This window comes from Streptomyces sp. ASQP_92 (genome assembly GCF_025399895.1).
Taxonomy (GTDB): Bacteria; Actinomycetota; Actinomycetes; order Streptomycetales; family Streptomycetaceae; genus Streptomyces.
Genome location: NZ_JAODUA010000017.1, coordinates 40,500 through 61,520, shown reverse-complemented (window position 1 = coordinate 61,520; position 21,021 = coordinate 40,500). Strand labels below are relative to the sequence as shown.

The 21,021-nt window shown below is 68.4% G+C and carries 30 protein-coding genes; 20 read left to right on the top strand and 10 right to left on the bottom strand.

Features of this window, described 5'->3' with window-relative positions; translation table 11 throughout:
- Window positions 1-15 precede the first annotated feature (15 nt).
- From N4G70_RS28695 to N4G70_RS28685, 3 genes are read left to right on the top strand one after another with little or no spacing between them, the layout of a single operon-like run.
- Window positions 16-531 (top strand): hypothetical protein, encoded by a 516-nt coding sequence (locus tag N4G70_RS28695; protein WP_261715653.1) that lies wholly within the window; start codon window positions 16-18, stop codon window positions 529-531.
- Window positions 528-1,670: a tyrosine-type recombinase/integrase gene (locus tag N4G70_RS28690; protein WP_261715652.1), complete on the top strand. Its 1,143-nt coding sequence runs from the start codon at window positions 528-530 to the stop codon at window positions 1,668-1,670. Before N4G70_RS28695 ends, N4G70_RS28690 begins: the two co-directional genes overlap by 4 nt.
- Window positions 1,667-2,332 carry a hypothetical protein gene (locus tag N4G70_RS28685; protein WP_261715651.1) on the top strand — a complete coding sequence of 222 codons (666 nt, stop codon included), beginning with the start codon at window positions 1,667-1,669 and terminating at the stop codon, window positions 2,330-2,332. Before N4G70_RS28690 ends, N4G70_RS28685 begins: the two co-directional genes overlap by 4 nt.
- A 282-nt stretch (window positions 2,333-2,614) precedes the next feature.
- Here the strand turns inward: N4G70_RS28685 and N4G70_RS28680 are convergent, their stop codons facing one another.
- Window positions 2,615-2,836: a hypothetical protein gene (locus N4G70_RS28680; RefSeq protein ID WP_261715650.1), complete on the bottom strand. Its 222-nt coding sequence runs from the start codon at window positions 2,834-2,836 to the stop codon at window positions 2,615-2,617.
- 99 nt (window positions 2,837-2,935) lie between these two features.
- On the opposite strand from N4G70_RS28680, the gene N4G70_RS28675 reads away from it, so the two are divergent.
- On the top strand, window positions 2,936-3,871 hold the full coding sequence (locus N4G70_RS28675; protein ID WP_261715649.1) for a Ku protein: 936 nt from the start codon (window positions 2,936-2,938) through the stop codon (window positions 3,869-3,871).
- 74 nt (window positions 3,872-3,945) lie between these two features.
- Here the strand turns inward: N4G70_RS28675 and N4G70_RS28670 are convergent, their stop codons facing one another.
- Together N4G70_RS28670 and N4G70_RS28665 are read right to left on the bottom strand one after the other, a co-directional pair.
- Window positions 3,946-4,275: a DUF6233 domain-containing protein gene (locus N4G70_RS28670; protein ID WP_261715648.1), complete on the bottom strand. Its 330-nt coding sequence runs from the start codon at window positions 4,273-4,275 to the stop codon at window positions 3,946-3,948.
- A 10-nt stretch (window positions 4,276-4,285) separates the two neighbouring features.
- Window positions 4,286-4,507, bottom strand: coding sequence for a hypothetical protein (locus N4G70_RS28665; RefSeq protein ID WP_261715647.1), 222 nt, complete (start codon window positions 4,505-4,507; stop codon window positions 4,286-4,288).
- A gap of 111 nt (window positions 4,508-4,618) precedes the next feature.
- On the opposite strand from N4G70_RS28665, the gene N4G70_RS28660 reads away from it, so the two are divergent.
- From N4G70_RS28660 to N4G70_RS28640, 5 genes are all read left to right on the top strand, one after another.
- The gene (locus N4G70_RS28660) at window positions 4,619-4,885 is read left to right on the top strand and encodes a hypothetical protein (RefSeq protein WP_261715646.1); all 267 of its coding nucleotides are present in this window, start codon (window positions 4,619-4,621) and stop codon (window positions 4,883-4,885) included.
- A gap of 2 nt (window positions 4,886-4,887) precedes the next feature.
- Window positions 4,888-5,334: a hypothetical protein gene (locus N4G70_RS28655; RefSeq protein ID WP_261715645.1), complete on the top strand. Its 447-nt coding sequence runs from the start codon at window positions 4,888-4,890 to the stop codon at window positions 5,332-5,334.
- Between the two features lie 115 nt (window positions 5,335-5,449).
- The gene (locus N4G70_RS28650; protein WP_261715644.1) at window positions 5,450-5,590 is read left to right on the top strand and encodes a hypothetical protein; all 141 of its coding nucleotides are present in this window, start codon (window positions 5,450-5,452) and stop codon (window positions 5,588-5,590) included.
- A gap of 131 nt (window positions 5,591-5,721) precedes the next feature.
- Complete coding sequence (locus N4G70_RS28645; RefSeq protein WP_261715643.1) at window positions 5,722-5,901, top strand: hypothetical protein; 180 nt, start codon at window positions 5,722-5,724, stop codon at window positions 5,899-5,901.
- A gap of 9 nt (window positions 5,902-5,910) precedes the next feature.
- A complete protein-coding gene (locus N4G70_RS28640; protein ID WP_261715642.1) occupies window positions 5,911-6,264 on the top strand; it encodes a DUF6221 family protein in 354 nt (117 codons plus the stop codon).
- A 1-nt stretch (window position 6,265) separates the two neighbouring features.
- On the opposite strand, the gene N4G70_RS28635 is transcribed toward N4G70_RS28640, so the two are convergent.
- From N4G70_RS28635 to N4G70_RS28625, 3 genes are read right to left on the bottom strand one after another with little or no spacing between them, the layout of a single operon-like run.
- Window positions 6,266-6,541, bottom strand: coding sequence for a hypothetical protein (locus N4G70_RS28635; protein ID WP_261715641.1), 276 nt, complete (start codon window positions 6,539-6,541; stop codon window positions 6,266-6,268).
- An 11-nt stretch (window positions 6,542-6,552) separates the two neighbouring features.
- Window positions 6,553-6,732, bottom strand: coding sequence for a hypothetical protein (locus N4G70_RS28630; RefSeq protein ID WP_261715640.1), 180 nt, complete (start codon window positions 6,730-6,732; stop codon window positions 6,553-6,555).
- Window positions 6,733-6,741: 9 nt separating this feature from the next.
- A complete protein-coding gene (locus tag N4G70_RS28625; protein WP_261715639.1) occupies window positions 6,742-7,290 on the bottom strand; it encodes a flavoprotein in 549 nt (182 codons plus the stop codon).
- 117 nt (window positions 7,291-7,407) lie between these two features.
- Between N4G70_RS28625 and N4G70_RS28620 the strand changes: the two genes are divergently transcribed.
- The 3 genes from N4G70_RS28620 to N4G70_RS28610 all read left to right on the top strand — a co-directional run bounded on the left by N4G70_RS28620 (window position 7,408) and on the right by N4G70_RS28610 (window position 9,080).
- The gene (locus N4G70_RS28620) at window positions 7,408-8,598 is read left to right on the top strand and encodes a helix-turn-helix domain-containing protein (RefSeq protein ID WP_261715638.1); all 1,191 of its coding nucleotides are present in this window, start codon (window positions 7,408-7,410) and stop codon (window positions 8,596-8,598) included.
- A gap of 108 nt (window positions 8,599-8,706) precedes the next feature.
- Complete coding sequence (locus N4G70_RS28615) at window positions 8,707-8,913, top strand: hypothetical protein (RefSeq protein ID WP_261715637.1); 207 nt, start codon at window positions 8,707-8,709, stop codon at window positions 8,911-8,913.
- Window positions 8,904-9,080, top strand: a complete 177-nt coding sequence (locus tag N4G70_RS28610; RefSeq protein WP_261715636.1) for a hypothetical protein — start codon at window positions 8,904-8,906, stop codon at window positions 9,078-9,080. The genes N4G70_RS28615 and N4G70_RS28610 overlap by 10 nt, the downstream gene beginning before the upstream one ends.
- A gap of 269 nt (window positions 9,081-9,349) precedes the next feature.
- Here the strand turns inward: N4G70_RS28610 and N4G70_RS28605 are convergent, their stop codons facing one another.
- Window positions 9,350-9,625, bottom strand: coding sequence for a helix-turn-helix transcriptional regulator (locus tag N4G70_RS28605; RefSeq protein ID WP_261715635.1), 276 nt, complete (start codon window positions 9,623-9,625; stop codon window positions 9,350-9,352).
- Between the two features lie 754 nt (window positions 9,626-10,379).
- On the opposite strand from N4G70_RS28605, the gene uraD reads away from it, so the two are divergent.
- The 6 genes from uraD (at window position 10,380) to N4G70_RS28575 (ending at window position 17,014) form a co-directional block, all read left to right on the top strand.
- Window positions 10,380-10,892 (top strand): 2-oxo-4-hydroxy-4-carboxy-5-ureidoimidazoline decarboxylase, encoded by a 513-nt coding sequence (gene uraD, locus N4G70_RS28600; RefSeq protein ID WP_261715634.1) that lies wholly within the window; start codon window positions 10,380-10,382, stop codon window positions 10,890-10,892.
- Window positions 10,892-11,281 carry a hydroxyisourate hydrolase gene (gene uraH, locus N4G70_RS28595; RefSeq protein WP_261715633.1) on the top strand — a complete coding sequence of 130 codons (390 nt, stop codon included), beginning with the start codon at window positions 10,892-10,894 and terminating at the stop codon, window positions 11,279-11,281. Before uraD ends, uraH begins: the two co-directional genes overlap by 1 nt.
- 5 nt (window positions 11,282-11,286) lie before the next feature.
- Complete coding sequence (pucL, locus tag N4G70_RS28590; RefSeq protein ID WP_261715632.1) at window positions 11,287-12,210, top strand: factor-independent urate hydroxylase; 924 nt, start codon at window positions 11,287-11,289, stop codon at window positions 12,208-12,210.
- Window positions 12,211-12,278: 68 nt separating this feature from the next.
- Window positions 12,279-13,679: a nucleobase:cation symporter-2 family protein gene (locus N4G70_RS28585; protein ID WP_261715631.1), complete on the top strand. Its 1,401-nt coding sequence runs from the start codon at window positions 12,279-12,281 to the stop codon at window positions 13,677-13,679.
- Window positions 13,680-13,727: 48 nt separating this feature from the next.
- Entirely contained in the window at window positions 13,728-15,119 is a 1,392-nt protein-coding gene (locus N4G70_RS28580) for an 8-oxoguanine deaminase (RefSeq protein ID WP_261715630.1), read from the top strand.
- A gap of 485 nt (window positions 15,120-15,604) precedes the next feature.
- Window positions 15,605-17,014, top strand: coding sequence for a nucleobase:cation symporter-2 family protein (locus tag N4G70_RS28575; RefSeq protein WP_261715629.1), 1,410 nt, complete (start codon window positions 15,605-15,607; stop codon window positions 17,012-17,014).
- A gap of 95 nt (window positions 17,015-17,109) precedes the next feature.
- On the opposite strand, the gene N4G70_RS28570 is transcribed toward N4G70_RS28575, so the two are convergent.
- Together N4G70_RS28570 and N4G70_RS28565 are read right to left on the bottom strand one after the other, a co-directional pair.
- Window positions 17,110-17,577 carry an excalibur calcium-binding domain-containing protein gene (locus tag N4G70_RS28570; protein ID WP_261715628.1) on the bottom strand — a complete coding sequence of 156 codons (468 nt, stop codon included), beginning with the start codon at window positions 17,575-17,577 and terminating at the stop codon, window positions 17,110-17,112.
- 197 nt (window positions 17,578-17,774) lie between these two features.
- Complete coding sequence (locus N4G70_RS28565) at window positions 17,775-18,641, bottom strand: chitosanase (RefSeq protein ID WP_261715627.1); 867 nt, start codon at window positions 18,639-18,641, stop codon at window positions 17,775-17,777.
- A gap of 239 nt (window positions 18,642-18,880) precedes the next feature.
- On the opposite strand from N4G70_RS28565, the gene N4G70_RS28560 reads away from it, so the two are divergent.
- Both N4G70_RS28560 and N4G70_RS28555 read left to right on the top strand, forming a co-directional pair.
- Complete coding sequence (locus N4G70_RS28560) at window positions 18,881-19,516, top strand: TMEM175 family protein (RefSeq protein ID WP_261715626.1); 636 nt, start codon at window positions 18,881-18,883, stop codon at window positions 19,514-19,516.
- 56 nt (window positions 19,517-19,572) lie between these two features.
- On the top strand, window positions 19,573-20,412 hold the full coding sequence (locus N4G70_RS28555) for a pentapeptide repeat-containing protein (protein ID WP_261715625.1): 840 nt from the start codon (window positions 19,573-19,575) through the stop codon (window positions 20,410-20,412).
- Window position 20,413: 1 nt separating this feature from the next.
- On the opposite strand, the gene N4G70_RS28550 is transcribed toward N4G70_RS28555, so the two are convergent.
- A complete protein-coding gene (locus N4G70_RS28550; RefSeq protein WP_261715624.1) occupies window positions 20,414-21,019 on the bottom strand; it encodes a TIGR03086 family metal-binding protein in 606 nt (201 codons plus the stop codon).
- Window positions 21,020-21,021 lie beyond the last annotated feature (2 nt).

Genomic DNA, 21,021 nt, shown 5'->3' with positions numbered 1-21,021 from the left:
CGCTACGATCTGACGATGAATGAGGGACCTGTCTACGTAGCCGTCCTGATGGTTCACGAGCAGCCCTTCGCGACGAAGGAGCTCGCCGAAGCGGTGGCCGCCCAGTGGGACGCCGACCACCCCGAAGAGCTGGCAGCCGTCGCGAGTCTCCGTGCCGAAGGCCTCGATCACGTCGCCGACCGCAAGGCGACTCGCGTCGAAGAATGGCCCGCGGACAAGTGGGACAGGCAGGGCCCCGGAGGCCGGAAGGCCGTATGGTCCCGCATGCCGGACCGCCGGATCGTCCACCAAGCACTCATGGCCTACAGCCCAGACGGCAGCATCAGCCACGAATTCCAGTCCGCAGCTCCGGTCTGGGAGTTCCAGACTGACTCGTACACCACCAAGGATGCCGAGTGGCGAGTCGAGCGACGCCCCGGCCCTGACGGACTCACCGAAGCCTGGGTGCGAGGTTGTTCAGAGGAAGCCGTAGCCGAGGCCTACGTGCGCGCCCGACAAGAAGCCCTCCGGGTCTGCGGGGTAGGGCAGTGACCGAGCTCCTTTCCACGGCCGGCGACCGGTCGATCGCCCTGCCCGGCTCGGACCTGTTCGAGGAAGTCCGCCGCAAGCTCGTCGACGACCTTGGCCAAGTCCAGGTCGACCGCAAGGGGAAGGCGCGCATCTACCGGCTCCGAGCCGAACTCCTCGCCGAGGCCGTCACCTCAGAGACGTTCGTGATGGTCATGGACTGGCTGTCCTCCACCCGGCGGGGCAGCCTCCAAACGAAGCGCAACTACGTCGACGACATCCGCCGCGTCTGGGGCGCCTACGCCCAGGAGTTGGGCCACGACCGGTTCGCCCTCGGCTGCTTCACGGCCGACCACATTCGCGCCTGGCGACTCCGCATGGAAGGCCGCGGGGCACCGCCCACCACAATCAGCCGCTACCTCAACACGCTCTCCTCGCTGCACACCTACGCCGCAGAGAAGATCGACCTCCCCAAAAACCCCGTCACCCAAGACGACCGCCCCAAGGTCGACAAGGGCAACACCTCCCGCAGCACGCCGGTCCTTGAAGTCGACGAAGTGCAGGCCGTAGTCAACGCGGCGGAAAACGAGTTCGACGCGCTCATCGTTCTGCTCCTCTACACCCTTGCCGGACGGGTCAGCGAGATGTGCGCCGCTGACGTCACCGACCGGATCGAACGAGGGCGACGCTCCTACCTCGACGTCACCCGAAAAGAGAGCAAGGAGCGTATTCTCCCGCTGCCCACCACCGTCGCCGAACTCCTCGACGCCCACACTGCCGGCCGCACGGAGAAAGCCCTCCTCCTCGACTCCGCCGGTGAGCGCCTTGACCGCCACGACATCGCCCGGCTCCTCACGCGCCTGGGCCGCAAGGCGCGCGTCCTCGTCTGCTCGGCCGCCGACCAGCCGGCGCACGCCTTCGCCCGCTGCAAGGCCTGCCGGAAACTCACCCCGCACGTCCTGCGGGCCAGCCGGATCACGCACATGCTCGACGACCACGTCGACCTCGCCGAAGTCCAAGCCTTCGCCGACCACGACAACCCAGCCACCACCGTCGGCTACTGGAAGCGACGCAACAAGGGGCAGCGCAACGCCGCCCATGTCGACGCGGCCGAAGCTCTGTTCAGCGGCATTACCGCCCGGTTCGGGCTGGGAGAGAAATGACCATCCACGAGGACGCCGCTCGCCTACTACTTGAAGAGCTGCAAGGCGAACCGGACGGCGCCACAATGCTCGCCCGCATGACCGCAACTCTGCACGACGGTTCGTACAGTCGGCAGCTCATCGCCTTGGTGGGGCAGACACAACGCGAGCCGGCTTACTGGCCGCCCCACCAGGTAGCGGCCCTCATGCGCGTCCTTGAGGGCTTGGCCTATGGGCACATCATCCGTCGACGCATCCCAGTAGGAGCCGAGCCCGGCCCGGACGCAGACCGGCAGGGAAATGCGGCGAAGCTGAAAGCTGTCACAGATCCGTTCCGAGCCGAACTGGGCATGACGCAGAACGGCGCGGACAGCGATGGCACGCTCTCGTGGAGCGAGCCCGTGAACTTCTGGCGGGCACTCGGCGTTCGCGTGCTTCACCAGCAAGGCCTCTACGGTTCCGTGCACGCTCCCTTCGAGGTCCGCCCGTGGTCTGTGCCGCTAGAGGTCGGTTACACGCTGCCCAGCCGTACAGCCGCACATCTGATGGTGGAGGGGGCGGTTGCGCGGTGGGCCTATGACGACAAGGAGATCTGCCTACTGCTTGATCTTCCGCGCATCGGCGAGTTGGTTGGCACCCGGCCGCTCCCAGAGGGCGTCGAACCTTTCAGAGTCGGGCTGTAGACGCAGGTGCGGCCTGCCGAGGGGTTACTCCCCACGCCCCCGAGGGGGTCGCTGCGAACGAGGCAGGCCGCCCGGTAACGGTAGACCGAGCACGCTGCGGTTGTCACGGGCCACTCCGACCCAATGAGTTTCAGCCGTACCTCTGTTGCGTGGCTGAATCGCGTGCCACAGTGAGCGCCAGGCCGGACGGCTGGCAGATGTAAAGGACGTCCGGCTTGTGGCCCGCGCCTGGTGCTGCGACTGGGCGCGGGCCGACCCCTCCCGACCTCCCCGCGGGAGGGTTCAAGCTGCCCCGCCGTACTCGTGCGCTGGCGCCGCGACCCATTCGATCTCGGGGCTGTCCCCGTCGACCATGGCTTCGGCGTCGGTTTCGTCGAGGCCGGACTGGCGGAGGAATTCGATGAGGTCGCGGTCGGAGTAGGCCACGCCGACGTCCTGGCCGAGGACGGTGACGTGCCGACCGCCTGCTGGTCTGGGCCGGTGCACGATGATCGTCGGGTCCATGGGCCCAGCGTCATCCGGGCGGCCGGGCAGCGCATGCCGAGCGGCCACGCCGAACGTAGGCTGGACGTCCGACCAGGGGGGTCTGGGGAGGTCCCAACAATGCGACCCATCTGGTCCGGCGCAATCTCATTCGGCCTGGTCAACGTCCCCGTGAAGATCGTTCCTGCGACGGAGACCCACTCCCTATCGTTCCGCCAGATCCACCTGGAAGACGGCGGCCGCGTGCGCTACCAAAAGCAGTGCTCGATCGACGGCAAAGAACTGTCCCAGGACGAAATCGGCAAGGCCTACGAGGTGGACAAGGACACGATCGTGCCCGTCACGGACGCCGAACTGGACGCGATGCCCCTGCCCACCGCGCGCGCGATCGAGATCATGTCGTTCGTGCCGGCCGACAGCATCGACCCCGTGCGCCTCGGGACCGGAAATTACTGGCTGGTGCTCGCCGACCAGGTGGCAGTCAAGGCGTACACCCTCCTGGTGCGCGCCCTTGAGCGGAACCGGAAGGTGGCTGTGGCCAAGTACGCGCTCCGCGACCGTGAGCGCCTGGGCCTGCTCCGCATCAAGGACGGCGCGATCATGATGCACGGCCTCAAATGGGACGATGAGGTACGCGACCCCAGCAAGCTCGCCCCGGCCAGTGTCGAGCTGAGCAGTGAGGAGATCGAGGGAGCGCTGGCGCTCATGGAGACGATGAGCATGGACGCCATCCCCGAGGATGCCGCGGTCGACCACTACACCGAAGCCCTTGAGGAACTCGTCCACGCAAAGGCCGAGGACCGCACGCCGGCCCTGGCCGGAGGGGGCGAGCAACACGAGCCCGCGGGGAAGGTCGTCGACCTCATGGCTGCACTGAACGCCTCTGTCGAGGCGGCGAAAGCCGGCCGCGGGGAGAGTGCCGAGGATGCCACGGTGCACGACCTGCCGAAAAAGCGGACCGCGAAGAAGGCCACGGCGAAGAAGACCGCCGCCAGGAAGGCCACGACGAAAGCGCCCGCGAAGAAGGCCGCGAGCCGCAAGTCGCGCAGCGCATAGGCGGCGTCCCGCCCAACCCGGCGGGTACACGGCTGTACGTAGGCCCTGCTTCCTCGTGGGCGAAGAAGCAGGGCCTACTCCAGCCACCCGAGCCCGGTGTCGGGCCGACAGAACTCGCACGCTGGCACGCCTTGGCCGAGCGCGGCGAGGGCCTGCTCCCGAGTGATGGGCCGCCTGTTGCCGGGGGCCATGCCGCAGGTGCCGGTGTGGATGCCCTGGGGTATGGCTCCGTGGCCGCTACTCATGGTGGAGATCATCCAGTCCGGTGGGGGCGGGGGTGTCCGCCGTGCCGTGTCGGCTGCCCGTTCTTCCTCGCGCGCGATCCAGCTGTCGACCCTGGCCAGCTCCTGGAGGAGGTAGCGGCGCAGGAAGTGAAGCTGATCGAGGCGCGACGATTCGGACACGTGTTCGAGTCTACGGCGCTTCGGGCTGCTTCGGCTCGGCAGCCTTCATCAGCAGCCTGACCTGTTCGCGAGTCCAGCCGGTGATGCGTGCGGCCTCGGCCTGGTCGCCGCGCTTGGGGTCCTGTCGTAGCGCTGCCACGGTCTCCGCCTGAAGGTCGTCGCGGGCGGCGTTCAGTGCAGCAACGGCTTCGCGGTAGCGGCGAGCCGCGAGTTCGAGTTTCGCGGTGTCCATGGCGCCATCCTGCCACCTGCTTGGCCAAGGCGCTAGGCCGAACCGCTTGACAATGCCAAGCCGCTAGGCCAAGCTAAAGGGCATAAGGAGCGGCGAGTAAGGGAGACGGAAATGAACACCAAGATGCGTGAGCAGGCAGAGACCCAGGTCGCGGCGATGTCCGCCAAGCTCACCGACGAAGCCCTGTGCCTTGCCTGGATGGCCACCGAGGGTAGGCCCGTCACTCAGGAGTCCGCCCTCGTGCGCGGCTGGCTCATGAACGAGCTGAACAAGCGCCTCGGCGACGATCTCTTCGACCAGTGGCTGATGGACGTGGACGACGCCGGCGACGGCGACGGCGTCAACCCGCTGGCGTACTTCAAGGGCCAGGGCTGTTGATCATGGGAAGCATCCGCCGCGAGTGCTGCAACTACTGCATGTGGTACGGCCCCGTGAACAAGGACGGCACCATGCGCAAGCACCGCCCCGCCACGAACGACGACAAGTGGGGCCGGCCGAACAAGGTCCAGGACATGACAGCGCCCCCCTGCCCCGGGAGCAACAAGCCGTTCGTCGTGTTCAACACCACCGCACAGACCAGCCCCGCCACGGAATCCATGGAGCAGTCGATGACCGAGTACGGCGTGTTCAACGACGAGGGCTGCATCTACGTGGCCGACACCCTGGCCGAAGCCGAGGCCGAAGCCGCCAAGGAGCGCGCCGTCGACGACGGTTACTGGGCCGACCTGATCAGCGTGCATGAGATGTGCGCGGACCACCGCGACCAGGAGCAGCCCAAGGACGGCTGCGAGGAGTGCGCCACCGAACCGCCGGACGGCAACGAGTGACACGAACGCAGCGGTGCCCCGGCTGAGGAAAGCAGCCGGGGCACCGCCCGTACCGTACCCCGCTCACGCGGGGCGCCCGCCCGTATCCTGCTGCTCCACATCCCGAGGAGGGACCATGAACGACAGCGCGAACGAGTCCGCAGTCGACGACCGCACCCCCGTCTACTGGTGGTGCAACGGCTGTGGGGACGAGGTCGACGGCGAGTTGGCCGACTGCTGCGACGACGGCGAGATCGAGCCCGGATACGACGACTGACCCGCCGCCGTTGTCAGTGCCTGCCGGTACCGTGGACCCCATCAACGGCTACTACACAGCCGGGGATTGCTGCCGGTAGCCCCGTCGCGAGACAGCGCTCGCGGCGGGGCGCTGCCGGTGCACAATGAGCCATGACCACCGCTCTCGTCTCGGCCGCCGCGCGTTCCGCCGCCGCCCCGCAGTCCCGCCGGATCCCGCTCGCCGCACGGGCCGCAGCCCAGCACGCCGGACGCATCCCGGCCGCGCTCGACCGCGTCACCACCGCTGCCGAGAACGTGCCGTCCGCGTCCGCATTCCAGTCCGCGCTGTAGGAGAAGACCATGGACGACCTCGTGCAGTTCCTGCGCGACCGGCTCGACGAGGACGCCGAAGCGGCCGGGACTGCGACACCCGGCCCCTGGCATGCCGACGGCGGGAGCGTGTACGCCACCCACCCCACCGACGAGGTCGTCAGCTACACCGACAGCGCCGAGCACATCGCCCGCCACAACCCGGCCCGCGTCCTCGCCGACATCGAGGCGAAGCGGCAGATCCTTGACCTGCACGTCGCTGAACCCGGCCAGCACCCCGACTTCTGCGGGCACGACAAGCACGAACTGCCCTGCCCAACGCTCCGCCTCCTCGCCCTGCCTTACGCCGATCACCCGGACTACCGCGAGGAATGGCGGCCGTAGCTCAGGCCGCCTCGGCCTCATGGAGAGCCGCCCAGATCCCCTTCTCCACGTCGTACCTGTTGCCGCCGTACTCCTTGACGTGCGCGGTCAGCGCCGACTGGTACTCCTCGGCGAGCTTCCGCCACGGATCCCACGCGCCCTGCACGTAAGGGGATGCCTGCACCTCGGCGCGGGAAGCCTCGGCGGATCGTTTCAGCTCCACCAGCCGCGCATAGTCAGCCTGCCGCGCCTTCTCGCGCGCCTGCTCAGGGGTCTCGGGGGAATCAGTCTCAGCCACGAGGCGAGATCTTAAGCCGCCTCCGTCACGTCGCTGCGCAGGCCCTCCGACCGCTGAGCAGCCGCCCACTCCACCAGCAGCTCCAGGTACGCATCCGACCCGGCCCCACCGTCCTCGACGAGCGCCCGGATCTCCTCATTGATCACCGACGCAGGGCGCGCGGAGCCAGAGCTGGCAGGTGTAGGAGGCATGGATCAAGGCTACTGCCGGGCACTGACAACCGCCTCGGTCGCATCGAGAGCGATCTGCCACGGATAGCCATCGGGCCGGCGCTCACCTGGCTGATTCGGTACGAAGCCGCCCTCCCCATACAGGACCGTCACCCCGGCTGAGCGCAGGACCGCCACCGACTGATCGAACTGCGGATGCTGCACATAGGCCGCGTTCACGCACGGCATGACCAGCATGGGGATCTTCTTGCCGATGCCCTCCGCGACCACGCCAACCACAAAGTTCGAAGTCAGTCCCAGCGCCCACGCGTTGATCGTGTTGAACGAGGCGGGAGCGAACAGGATCACGTCAGCGGGCGGCCACACGTCCGGCTCGCCGGGGCGCTTGTACTGCGAGCGCACCGGGTGTCCCGTCAGCGTGGCCAGCCCGGACAGCGACTCCTCCAGCCATGACGCCGCGGTCGGCGTCAGACCGAGACATACGTCCCAGCCCCGCTCCTGCATCGACTCGATCACCCTTGCGACCTCGAAGACAGGCGGGGCCGCCGAACAGAACAGATACACGGTCCGAGGAGTCATACACCCAGTGGATCACATGCAACCGCCCCCGAACCGTAGGGAATCGGGGGCGGAGCAGGCGCCCGCGCGGCGGGCGCGAGTACCGTTCCAAATGACGAGTTCGGAACTGGAGCCATTATGCCGAGACTGGACGACGACCACACCGGCGCCCGCATCAAAGAGCAGCGGAAACTGGCCCGCCTCACCCAGAGGCAGCTGGCCGACAGGATCCCCTACTCATACAGCCTCCTCAACCAGGTCGAATGCGGGGCCAAACCGGCCACCGTCGACCTGATGGCGGCTGTCGCGCACGCCCTACGGATCGACGTCACCGTGCTGACAGGACAGCCTTACGTGACCGAACTCCAGCAAGACCGCCTAGCCGCGCTGGTCCGGCCCATCCGTGAAGCCCTCGACCTGTACGACCTTGGCGCCGACGACGCTCTCGATACGGGCCCTCCGGCCAGACTGCTGGCCGCAGCCGACCAGTTGTGCGCTGACGTCCGTGCCACACACCTGCGAAAGGCTGCGACCCAGCTTCCCGGCCTGATCGCCGAGTTGACGACCGCGGCCTGGCGGACCCCGTCGACCGAACTGTGGCAGGCACTGGCTTCGACATACCGCACTGCCCACGACGTCACCGTCAAGCTCGGATACTACGACCTAAGCTCCGTAGCCCTGGATCGGCTCGGATGGGCCGCGCAGCGCGCCTCTGACCCCTGCTTGGACAGCCTGCGCCAATACATGCGGGCCCTGGTCTACTTCCGAGAGGGCGACTACGGCATCGGGCTGCGCCTGATCAGCTCCGGCCACAGCATCCTAGGCGCCGTCGACGTCACCCGCGAAAGCATCGCTGTCAGCGGGCAACTGCACCTAGGGGCTTCGGTTATCGCCGCCCGTGCGGACGACAGTCACGCCGTCGAGACCCATCTCGCCGAAGCAGCCGGCCACGCACGCCGTATCGGGGATGCCTCCGACGTGCACTGGCTTAGCTTCGGCCCGACCAATGTCGCCTTGCACCGCATGTCTGCCGCCGTCGAAATGCGGCAGTACGACGACGCTCTCGCACAAGCCAAGAAGATCAAGCCGAAGCTGCCGCCCACGCTGGCGACCTCCCGCCGCTCACACTTCCTCATCGACCAGGCCCGCTCGGAAATGGAGACCGGACGAACCGAGGCTGCGCTCGCCTCCATCGTCGAAGCTCGGCATGCAGCCCCGGAGCAGACCCGCTACCACCCCGGCGCCCGCGAGACGATCAAGGGACTGGTGCACCTGTCCCGCCGAACTCCCGACAGCCTCGGCCACATGGCCGCCTGGATCGGGCTCTGACGCTCACGCCGCGACCTGGCAACGCTCACGAAACTGTGAGCGTTGGAGCTTTGTCGGCCCGTCACCCTGGATCTCGTACCTGATCAACAGCGACCCCAGGGACGGGACATGAGCGACACAACCCCGAATACGCGCGCGTGCTATTACTGCCCGAAGGCAGGGGCGGACGTCTGCATCCGGATGTCCGCGCTCACCCCGGGACGGCCGGCTGTCCCGGTCTTCGCGCACGAGGATTGCGCCGCGGACCATGGTGTCGCGCCGCTCTACCGGGTGACCGACGACTCTAACCGGGTGGTGGCGTTCCCGTGGGCGTGAGCTATGCGGACCCCATGCCCGGCCACTGCTGGGCCCCGCACCCGCAGCGCGGTGTGCGCTGCCTGGAGAAGCCCCGCCACAAGGGTCAGCACTTCAACTGGTTCACCCAGGACAGGTGGACGGGAGCGGACCACGACGACAAGGCCCCAGCTCAGGCCAGGGATTGACGACCAGTCACTAGATCACACCCCGCGCGCGCCGAGTGCACACATCGGTTGTGTAGATATATGCGTGCACCCTTCCGCTACTGGCATATGCGAGGCAGGGTAGGTGTCCGATGTAAGGGCGCTCAGGGCCGTGGCTCCTGAACGTCCGGCGGGTCGCCGTCCCCCAGCGATGACCGGAAGCTTGGCGCAACGAGGGATCTCGTGCGTCAACCAAGGATCCCGCCCGCCGCTCTGCGGTGGAGCGTTGGCGGCGGGCGGGAAGTCTTGGGTCAGTCCCTGAAGAAGCGGTCTACCGGGATGTCGAGCGTCTTGGCAATGCGGAGCAGCCAACTAACTCGGGCGTCGGTGGCGCCGGATTCGATGCGCTGGACGGTGAGACGGGTCACCTCGGCCGATAGGCCGAGCTGTTCCTGAGACAGATTCGCATGTTCGCGGTGGAGCTGGACCAGCTTCCCGATGGCTCTGCGTCTCTCGATGATCCAGGCGGGTTGCGGGTCGAGGTGCACTCGACAAACGCTTGCCGGAGCAAGATCATATGTCAGCATGCGGGGGCATACTTTTTGTGATCTTGATATCCGCGCCCGGCTCTGCCGGCCCTCGAACGCGGGGGAGCGGGTGTAGTTGCATCCGCTCGCGCCCCCGTGAAGCGCCAGGCTTCGGTCAAGGCGCTCCGCCCTAGCCCTTGCGGGGGCTGGGGCGGTCTAACGTCATGAGGGCGCCCCCTGCCGATTTGAACGGCAGGGGGCGCCTCCAGTGGAGTCGGGCTCCACCGGCGGGACGAACGCCCCGCCACCTTTCCCCACCGGTCCAGGCGTGGGGTTGCATCGAGAGGGCACCACGTGTGGCGCTCCCTCCCCGGGTGTGGATGACCATAGGCCGGATTGGGTGCAGGGGGAATCTTTCCGTGGTGGCATCACTCGTTCGAGGGAGCCCACCGCGTGGCTTCGTCCCGGTGATCCAAATCGTGATGTGGATTAGATGTGGATTCTCGGCGATCCACATGTCCCAGATGGCCGATTGCTCCGCCCTGTTCGCAGCGCCGCTCAGCAGCTCGAATGCCTGCTTGGCGGGGAGGCTCCAGGGGGTGTCTGGCAACTACCTGAACAGGGAAAACACCGCCAAAGGCGAGTGAGCGACACGCTCCGTGCCCGATCCGGCACCCCTCCACGCAACGAACCGCCGTCCGGACACCGGGCGGCGGTTTTTGTCACCCCAAGTTTTCAACAAAGTGTTGACGGGATGTTTCTCAGGGCGTTAGCTATCCGCAGCCCGTTCAGCACCAAGGCCACGGAGGCCGCCGTGACTTCGACTTCGACGCCGGGCCTCGCCCGGTTCAACACCTCCCCGGACAGTGCGGCACTCGCCGCGCTCCACGAGGTGTGCGCCAGTTCGGCGTGGGGGAGCAAGCTGCTCGCCCAGCGCCCGTACGCCACCGCAGAGGACCTTTTCGCCGCCAGTGACGCCGCTCTGGCCGAGCTGGACGTGAAGGACCTTCAAGAGGCGATGGCCGGGCACCCGCCGATCGGCCGGCCGAAGCCCGGCGACCCCACCTCCGCACGTGAACAGCGCGGCATGGCCGGGGCCTCCGAGTCCCTCAAGGCCGAGCTGCTCGAACTGAACCTGGCCTACCAGGAGAAGTTCGGACATGTCTTCCTGATCTGCGCGACCGGTGCCACCGGTGAGCAGATGCGCGACGCGGTGAAGACCCGGATCGGCAACACCTCCGAGGAGGAGCGCGAGATCGTGCGCACCGAACTCGGGAAGATCAACCGAATCCGGCTGACCCGGCTCGTAGAAGAGGACAAGGACTGATGAGCACCGCCACCACCGCCTCGGTGTCCACGCACATCCTGGACACCAGCATCGGGCGCCCCGCCGAGGGCGTCGCCATCTCGCTCGCGGCCCGCTCGGGCTCCGGCGCCGAGTGGACCGCGCTCGGCGGTTCCGCGACCGACGCGGACGGGCGTTGCAAGGACCTGCCGGCCCTGCCGGAAGGCACCACCCACGTACGACTCGACTTCGAGGTCGAGACGTACTTCTCCAAGAAGCAAGCCGAGGCGCAGCAGGACGCCCCCCGCGTAAGGGACAGCGGTGCGTTCTTCCCGGAGGTGGCGATCACTTTCGCCGTCAACCCGGGCGAGCACTATCACGTACCGCTGCTGCTCAACCCGTTCGGCTACTCCGTTTACCGAGGGAGCTAGCAGACATGCCCACGATTCTCGGCCAGAACCAGTACGGCAAAGCAGAGAACCGCGTCGTCAAGATCACGCGGGACGGCGACACGCACCACATCAAGGACCTGAACGTCTCGGTCGCCCTCTCCGGCGACATGGAGGACGTGCACTACTCCGGCTCCAACGCCAACGTGCTCCCGACCGACACCACCAAGAACACGGTGTTCGCGTTCGCCAAGGAGTACGGCATCGAGTCCGCCGAGCAGTTCGGCATCCACCTCGCGCGCCACTTCGTGACCTCGCAGGAGCCGATCAAGATCGCGCGGATCCGGATCGAGGAGTACGCCTGGGAGCGCATCGAGACCTCCGAGGCCAACTCGAAGTTCATCGGCTCCGACGACGTCAAGCACTCCTTCGCCCGCAAGGGCCAGGAGACCCGGGTCACCCAGATCACCTACGACGGTGAGAAGTGGGAGGTCATCTCCGGCCTCAAGGACCTGACGGTGATGAACTCGACGAACTCCGAGTTCTGGGGCTACGTCAAGGACAAGTACACGACGCTCCAGGAGGCCTACGACCGCATCCTGGCGACGAGTGTCTCCGCCCGCTGGCGGTTCAACTGGACCGACGACGAGCAGAAGGCGCCGAACTGGGAGAAGTCCTACGAGCAGGTGCGCAAGCACATGCTCCAGGCCTTCGCCGAGACGTACTCCCTCTCGCTCCAGCAGACCCTGTACCAGATGGGTTCGCGCATCATCAACAGCCGGTCCGAGATCGACGAGGTTCGCTTCTCGCTGCCGAACAGCCACCACTTCCTGGTGGACCTCGAGCCGTTCGGGCTCAAGAACGACAACGAGGTCTACTTCGCGGCCGACCGTCCGTACGGTCTGATCGAAGGCACCGTCCTGCGTGACGGGGCCGAGCCGCAGATCCCGGTCGACATGACCAACCTCTGACGCGGCACTGAGCCCGCCCCCGCCCGCCCGCAGTCGGGCGGGGGCCGGGTCAGACCGGAGGCACTCCCATGGCACAGCCCGCATTGGGGCCGGCACCCACCGACGGCCCATGTCCCACCCCACCCGAAGGTGCCGTGCACCCGGTGGACGAAAAGCTTCCCGCCTCGCGGCTCGTCCCCGCCGCGCTCCAGCACATCGCCGCCATGTACGCGGGCGTCGTCACCCCTCCGCTCATCATCGGCCAGGCCGTCGGCCTGGACACCGCGGGACAGACCCGGCTGATCGCGGCCAGTCTGCTCATCGCCGGGCTCGCCACCGTCCTGCAGACCCTGGGCGTCGCGAACCTCGCCGGAAACCGGCTCCCGTTCGTCAACGCCGCCTCCTCGGCCGGCATCGCGCCCATGCTCGCGATCGCCGAGACCAGCGCCCCGGGCCACCAACTCCCCGCCATCTACGGCGCGGTGATGGTCGCCGGAGTCTTCTGCCTCCTGGTCGGCCCCTTCTTCGGACGGCTGCTGCGCTTCTTCCCGCCGCTGGTGACCGGTGTCGTGATCACGCTCATCGGCGTCACGCTGATGCCCGTACCCGTGTCCTGGGCCCAGGGCGGCGACAAGAGCGCCGCCGACTTCGGGGCCATGAAGAACCTCGCGCTCGCCGCCTTCACGCTCGTCGTGATCCTGCTCTTCCAGCGCTTCGGCCGCGGTTTCCTGCGTCAAGTCGCCCTGCTGCTGGGCCTGTTGACCGGCACGCTCGCGGCGATCCCGTTCGGCATGGCCGACTTCTCCGCGATGGAGTCCGCGCCCGTCGCCGCCCTGCCGACACCCTTCTCCTTCGGCGCGCCCGAGTTCCACCCGGCCGCCGTCCTGTCGCTGTGCATCGTGATGCTGGTCCTGATGACCGAGTCGAGCGCCGGCATGCTGGCCATCGGCGAGATCTGCGAGCGCCGCACCGACGGGCGCACCATCGCCCGGGGACTGCGCACCGACGGCATCGCCACCCTGCTCGGGCCCGTCTTCGGCGGTTTCCCCACCAGCGCCTTCGCGCAGAACGTGGGCGTCGTCTCCCTGACTCGCGTACGCAGCAGGTACGTTGTCGCCGTCGCGGGCGGCGCCCTGCTCGTCCTCGGCGCCTTCCCGGTGCTCGGCGCGGTCGTCTCGCTGGTCCCGATGCCCGTCCTCGGCGGCGCCGGAATCGTCCTGTTCGGCTCGATCGCGGTGAGCGGCATCCGCACGCTCTCCGAGGCCGGGCTCGACGACAGCTCCAACATCATCCTGGTGGCCGTGGCGCTCGGAGCGGGCATCATCCCGCTCGCCGCGCCCACCTTCTACGCCGGCTTCCCCGCCTGGGCACAGACCGTGCTCGGGTCCGGCATCAGCGCGGGAGCGCTCACCGCGGTTCTGCTCAACCTTTTCTTCCACCATCTCGGCACCCGGAGCAGCGTCACCGCCCCGGTACTCAAATCCTCGTAGGGTCCTGCCGTGCCCAAACAGCCGCCACTGATCGAAGAAGGAAGCACCATGGCACCTTCGGCAGCCCCCCAGCGCATCGTCATCGAGAACTGTGCGATCGCCACCGTGGACGCGAACGACACCGAGTACGCCTCCGGCTACCTGGTCGTCGCCGACAACAAGATCGAGTCGATCGGAGCCGGCCAGGCCCCGAAGGGTCTTACGAACGTGGTCCGCCGTATCGACGGCACCGGCCACCTGGTCACTCCCGGCCTGATCAACACGCACCACCACTTCTACCAGTGGATCACGCGTGGCCTGGCCACCGATCACAACCTCTTCAACTGGCTGGTCGCCCTGTACCCGACGTGGGCGCGCATCGACGAGCAGATGGGGCGCGTCGCCGCCCAGGGCTCGCTCGCGATGATGGCCCGCGGCGGCGTCACCACCGCGATGGACCACCACTACGTGTACCCGCGCAACTCCGGTGACCTGTCCGGCGCGATCATCGGCGCCGCCTCCGAGATGGGCGTGCGCTTCACGCTGGCCCGCGGCTCGATGGACCGCAGCGTCAAGGACGGCGGGCTGCCGCCGGACTTCGCCGTCGAGACCCTCGACGGCGCGCTCTCCTCGACCGCCGAGACCGTGGACCGCTTCCACGACGCCACCTTCGACTCGATGACCCAGGTCGCCGTCGCACCCTGCTCGCCGTTCTCGGTCTCCACCGAACTCATGAAGCAGGGCGCCGAGTTGGCCCGCGCCAAGGGCGTACGGCTGCACACCCACGGCTCGGAGACCGTCGAGGAGGAGCAGTTCTGCAAGGAGCTGTTCGGCATGGGCCCCACCGACTACTTCGAGTCGACCGGCTGGCTCGGCAACGACGTGTGGATGGCGCACTGCGTCCACATGAACGACTCCGACATCGCCGCCTTCGCCCGCACCGGCACCGGCGTCGCCCACTGCCCGTCCTCCAACGCGCGCCTCGCCGCGGGCATCGCCCGCGTCCCGGACATGCTGAAGGCGGGCGTCCCGGTCGGCCTCGGTGTCGACGGCACCGCCTCCAACGAGTCGGGCGAGTTGCACACCGAGCTGCGCAACGCCCTGCTCATCAACCGCCTCAACGCCCAGCACCGCGAGGCCGCCCTCAACGCCCGGCAGGCCCTGCGCCTGGGCACCTACGGCGGCGCCCAGGTGCTCGGCCGCGCCGACCAGATCGGTTCGCTGGAGGCCGGTAAGCTCGCCGACTTCGTGCTGTGGAAGCTGGACACCCTCGCCCACGCCTCCATCGCCGACCCGGTCACCGCGCTGGTCTTCGGCGCGGCGGCCCCGGTCACCGCCTCGTTCGTGAACGGCAAGCAGATCGTCGAGAACAACCGTCTCACCACGGTCGACGAGGACGCCATCGCGGTGGCGACCCGCGAAGAGGCCCAGCGCCTCGCCCGGATCGCCGCGCAGGCCTGACCCCAAGGAGTCCGGCCGAGGGGGACGGCCCTCGGCCGGTCGCCGTGGACCCGAGCGGGGTCCGCGGCAGCTGGGCCGGGGGGTGCGTACTACAAGGACGTACGCACCCCCCGGAACAGTGAACCGTCCCAACTGCCAACCGCACCAGGCGCGTTGACGCGAAACGCGCCGACCGCGTCACCGCCGTCGCGAAAGACCAGCCGCACCAAAAGCGCGCTTCCCGCACCCCCCCGCTGTCCGCAGCGCCCCCGCGACCGTTCGGCGCCACCCGCCTGCCGCACCGTCCCGCACCGCCCGCTGTCCGCACCACCCCGCGACCGTTCGGCGCCACCCCATGCCGCTCGGCACCGCAGCGCACCGCCCGCCCGTCGGGCTGCCGTTCGTCCTGCCCGCACCACCTGTTTCCGCTGCTCAACGCACCACACCGCACCACCTCCATGACACCCGCGTCCACCGCCGACGTGTAACCGACCGGAGGAACCGCCGTGGCCGCACAGCCCAGGTTTCGCAACTTCGCAGTCAACCCCGCCCAGACCGGCGAGAAGCACCCGGTCGACGAGACGCTCCCCCCGCTGAAAATGTTCACCAGTGGCCTTCAGCATGTGGCCGCGATGTACGCGGGTGTGGTGGCCCCGCCCATGATCGTCGGCCCCGCTGTGGGGCTCGGCACCAAGGAGACCGCCTTCCTGGTCGCCGCGAGCCTGTTCACCGCAGGTCTCGCCACTCTCCTTCAGACCCTCGGAATCTGGCGGATCGGCGCCAAGTTGCCCTTTGTGAACGGGGTTTCGTTCGCCGGGGTCACCCCGATGATCGCCATCGGCAAGGAGCACGGCACCGACGCCATCCCCGTCATCCTCGGCGGGATCATCGTCGCCGGACTGCTCGGCTTCCTGGCCGCCCCCTACTTCGGCAAGCTGGTCCGCTTCTTCCCGCCGGTCGTCACGGGCACCGTGATCACCCTGATAGGCGTCTCGCTGCTCCCCGTGGCCTTCAACTGGTCGTCGGGCGGCAACGAGAAGGCCGCGGACTACGGTTCGCTCTCCAATCTGGCGCTCGCCGGGATCACCCTGCTCATCGTGCTGGTGCTGCGCAAACTGCTGCGCGGCTTCATGCAGCAGATCGCGATCCTGCTCGGTCTGGTGGCCGGCTCGGTCATCGCGATCCCGATGGGCAAGACCAGTCTGGACGCCATCAAGGACGCGGACGTCATCGGTTTCCCGACGCCGTTCCACTTCGGCGCCCCGCAGTTCGACGTCGCCGCCATCGTCTCGATGTGCATCGTGATGCTGGTCTGCATGACGGAGTCCACCGCCGACATGCTGGCGCTCGGAAAGATCGTCGAGCGCCCGGCCGACCAGGAGACGATCGCGGCCGGACTGCGCGCCGACACCCTCGGATCCGTGCTCAGCACCCTCTTCAACGGGTTCATGGCCAGCGCCTTCGCCCAGAACATCGGGCTCGTCGCGATGACCAAGGTGCGCAGCCGGTTCGTCGTGGCGACCGGCGGACTCATCCTGATCGTGCTCGGACTCTGTCCGGTCGCGGCCTCGGTGATCTCCCTCGTACCGCTGCCGGTACTCGGCGGCGCGGGCATCGTGCTGTTCGGCTCGGTCGCCGCGAGCGGCATCCAGACCCTGTCGACCGCGGCCCTGGAGCGGGGCGAGAACGCGCTGATCGTGGCGGCCTCGGTGGGCATCGGCCTGATACCGATCGCCAAGCCGGACTTCTACCACGCCTTCCCCGACAAGATGCTGGTCGTCCTCGACTCCGGGATCTCCACCGGCTGTGTGGTGGCCATCGTCCTCAACCTGGCCTTCAACCACTTCGGCAAGCAGCGGGCCGAGACGGAGACCGAGGCCCTGGCCGCGGCCGAACCGGCGGTGGCCCTGCACTGACCAACGCGCCGTTCAGCGGCGCCGGTTGACGTACGAGGGCCGCGACTCCTCAGGGAGTCGCGGCCCTCGTACGTCCCGGCGGGCGCCCGGACCGGTCACTCGCAGGCGACGCCGTCGCCGTCCCGGTCGAGGTGGGAGTCGTAGCCCGGGTCGCCGCGGTGCAGCGGGGTGACTCCGGCGGCGCGGGCGGCGGTGCAGTTCTTGTAGTAGACGCTGCCGCCGCCGTTGTTCCCGCCGCCGTCCATCGGAGGCGGCACCACCGGAGCCGTCATCTTCGGCTTCGGCGGGGGCTTGGGCGCCGCGGGCTTCTTGGTGGCCGGGGGAGGCGTCGGCTTCGCGGCCTGTGTCGGGCTCTCGCTCGCGCCGGGCGTCGGCGACGCGGAGGGCGAGGCCGAGGCGGACGGCGTGGGGGAGGCGGACGGAGTGGGTGTGGCGGCCGGGCTGCTGACCGTGGACTTGGCCGGCTTGACCGTGTCGTCCTGGCAGCCGGCGGTGGTGAAGGCGAGCGCACCGAGCATGCCGGAAACGAGCAGAGTGCGGACGGCTGGGCTGGATATGCGCATGCGGCGGCTCTCTCGGACGATCGGGGTACTTGTGATGATCTGGTGAACGAGAGAATACGGGCCGCAAAGGTTCCGTAAAGCGAAATGAGACAACTCGTCCGCGTGGCCGGGTCGTCGGGACCGGAACGGCCGGGTACGGACCGGAACGGGCGGATACGGCAGCCCTCGCGCCGTACCCGCCCGTTTCTGTGGGGCTGTTAACCGATGTGGTACGGGTCGCCGTACACCTTCCAGTCGAGCGGGGTGTCGAGGTCGAGGTTGCCCTTCTTCAGGAAGACCCGCTGCTCGGTGTCGACACGGCTGGTGTCGCTGTGCGCCTCCTCCTGCTGCATCGCCCAGACCCGGGCATCGAGGAAGGCGTTGAGGTACGTCGTCTCGTTGCCGCCCTGCGACGGGGGCTTGGCCTTGGCGAGGGCGCGCTTGCGGATGGAGCTGAAGCTGGTCGGGTCGCTTCCGTCGCCGTGCATCACGATGGCGTCGTAGTACATGAACTGCCCGAGCGTGCCGATCCCGTCGGACTTGCCCTGCTTGACGGCGGGGTTGAAGTAGACGCGGTCCCGCTCGTCGTTCTGGGCCTGCTTGAAGGCGGAGTCGGAGGCCGCGGTCTTCCAGTCCTTGGTGAAGTTCGGGTCGAGCCCCTTGTGCGAGGCGCTGCCGTTGACCTTCTCCAGGGCCGGCAGGTACTTCGCGAGGACGTTGCCGGGCTTGCGGGAGGTGTAGAGCTTCACCAGGTCGAGCATGTCGCCGGTGCCCGAACAGAAGCCGATGATGCCGGCGGTGTATCCGCGGCCGTCCTTGATGTCCTCGATGTACTTGTACTGCGCCTTCCAGTCGAGCGAGGAGTTCTCCGCGCTGGAGACGAGCTGCATGGCTATGTCCTTCTTCGCCGGGTCGTCGAGCCCGGTCGCGGCGGCATTGATCACGGACGCATTGTCCTGTGCCGGGGCGGCCGGGTTCTCGGCGGCGTAGGCCGTGACCGGGACCGCGAGGAGAGCGGTGCCGAGCAGGGCGCGGACGGCGATCCTGGTACGACGTGCGGTGGACTTGTGGTGGGGGGTGTGCACCTGAACCTCCAGAAGGAGTTCGTCGCTCCGATGTTCTGTTAGGAAACTTTCCTACCATTGTCGGGAAGTGGCCGTACACCCCTGCGGCACAAGGAAGTTGAAGAGGCCCCGGGCTCGGGTCGACCCGCCGGGCCGATCGGGCGCGCCCTGTCGTCAGGGCGCCCGGTGCCGGAAGCGGCTGCTGCCGCCGCGCCCTAATTCCCGTTGCGCCAGGGGCAGTTGTGGGGTTCATTGCCGGGGTGACTGAATCCAGCCGTTCCGAGTCCAGCCGGGTGGAGGCGTTCAGCGATGGCGTCTTCGCCATCGCGATCACCCTTCTCATCCTGGAGATCAAGGTCCCGCCGCACGCGGGCGACCACCTGTGGCGGGAGCTCGGCCACCTGTGGCCCTCTTACGCGGCCTATGTGGTGAGCTTCCTGGTGATCGGGATCATGTGGGTCAACCACCACACCCTGTTCAGCTATGTGGCCCGCGTCGACCGCACCCTGATGTTCCTCAACCTGCTGCTCCTGATGACCGTGGTCGCGATCCCCTGGCCGGCCGCGCTGATGGCGGAATATCTGCGTGAACCCGGCGCCTCACACGTCGCGGCCGTCGTCTACAGCGGCCTCATGGTGGTGATGGCCCTCAACTACCAGGCGCTGTGGTGGCACTTGACCCGCACCGGGCACCTCTTCGACGGCCGCGTGGACAGTGCGGCCGCCCGCGCCACCCGCGCCCGGTTCGCGATCGGCTCCCTCGTCTACCCGGCGACGGTGGCCCTGGCCTTCGTCTCCGCCCCGCTGACCCTGGCCGTGCACGGTCTGCTCGCGGTGTACTACGGCTTCAATCAGCTCAAGGTGCCGGTAGCGAAGAGCGCGGAGGCGGGCGGCTAGACTGGTCGGCTGTCGTCGCCGCAGGTCACCCGTGTGAGAGAAGGAGCATTCCCGCCGTGCCCGAGAACCACGAGGCAGCCGCCCCGCCCCCGGGTGCCACCCGGCTCGCCCTCGCCTCCGACTGCGGCAACTGCTTCGGACTGTGCTGTGTCGCCCTCGCCTACGCGGCGTCCGCCGACTTCGCGATCGACAAGCCCGCCGGGAAGCCCTGCCCCAACCTCCAGCAGGACTTCCGCTGCGGAATCCACCGGGAGCTGCGGGGGCGCGGCTTCCAGGGCTGCACGGTGTACGACTGCTTCGGCGCCGGTCAGAAGGTCTCCCAGGAGACCTTCGAGGGCCGCGACTGGCGTACGGCGCCGGAGACGGCGGCCTCGATGTTCGAGGTGTTCCCGGTGATGCGCCAGCTCCACGAGCTGCTCTGGTACGTCACCGAAGCGCTCACGCTCGCGAAGGCGCGGCCCGTGCACAGGGAGCTGCGCGCGGCCCTGGCGGAGACCGAGGCCTTCACCGCGCTCGCCCCCGAGGCGCTGGTCGAGCTGGACGTGCCGAGCCACCGCGACAAGGTCAACAAGCTGCTGCTGCGGGCGAGCGAGCTGGTCAGGGCCGAGTTCAAGGGCAAGAAGAAGGACCGCAGGGGCGCCGACCTCATGGGCGCGCGGCTCAAGGGCGCCGACCTGCGGGGCGCGAACCTGCGGGGTGCCTTCCTGATCGCCGCCGACCTGAGCGGCGCCGACCTGCGCCTGGCGGATCTGATCGGCGCGGACTTCCGTGACGCACAGCTGTCCGGCGCCGATCTCACCGAGGCCTTCTTCCTCACCCAGGCCCAGCTCAACGCGGCCAAGGGCGACGCGACGACCAAACTCCCGCCGTCCCTGGTGCGCCCCGCGCACTGGTGAGTCAGGCCTTCCACCCCGGGTCCCGGCCGCTCATCCCGATGAGCCGGTCCAGCATCGGAGCCCCGTCCGGTACGTCGACGGGGGGCCCGAAGGCGTTGCCGCGGGCGGCCGGGTCGTCCTTCGAGGGAGCGAGGAAGGCGTAGGAGATCTCCAGGTCGGCCGGGGCCGGCCGGTAGTCCTGGCCGGTGGCCCGGGCCACGTCCCAGCCGTGGACCACCAGCTCGTCCAGGGCCACCTGGCCGGTGACCGCCGCGGGCAGCGTGAGCCCGCCCGCCTGCGTTTCGCCCTCCCAGGCGGCCGGATCACGCCAGGCGGCGGCCATCGCCGCGAGACTCTCCGGCATCAACTCCCGCCAGTCGGCGGGCAGTTCGGGCGGCGGCACGCTTCCCGGCGCGGTTGCGGTGGACGGGCCGGTCTCCTTGCGCGCGGCGTGCTGGAAGGCGACGCTGAGGCCGAGGACGTGGGCCAGGAGTTCCCGGAGCGCGTACGCGGGGCAGGGCGTCGAGGCGCCCAACTGGTCATCGCGCACCCCGCCGAGCAATCGGGTCAGTTCGGCCGCCGCGGGGCCGAGGTCGGGCAGGGCGTGGGCGTTCGGTTCGCTGCTCATGG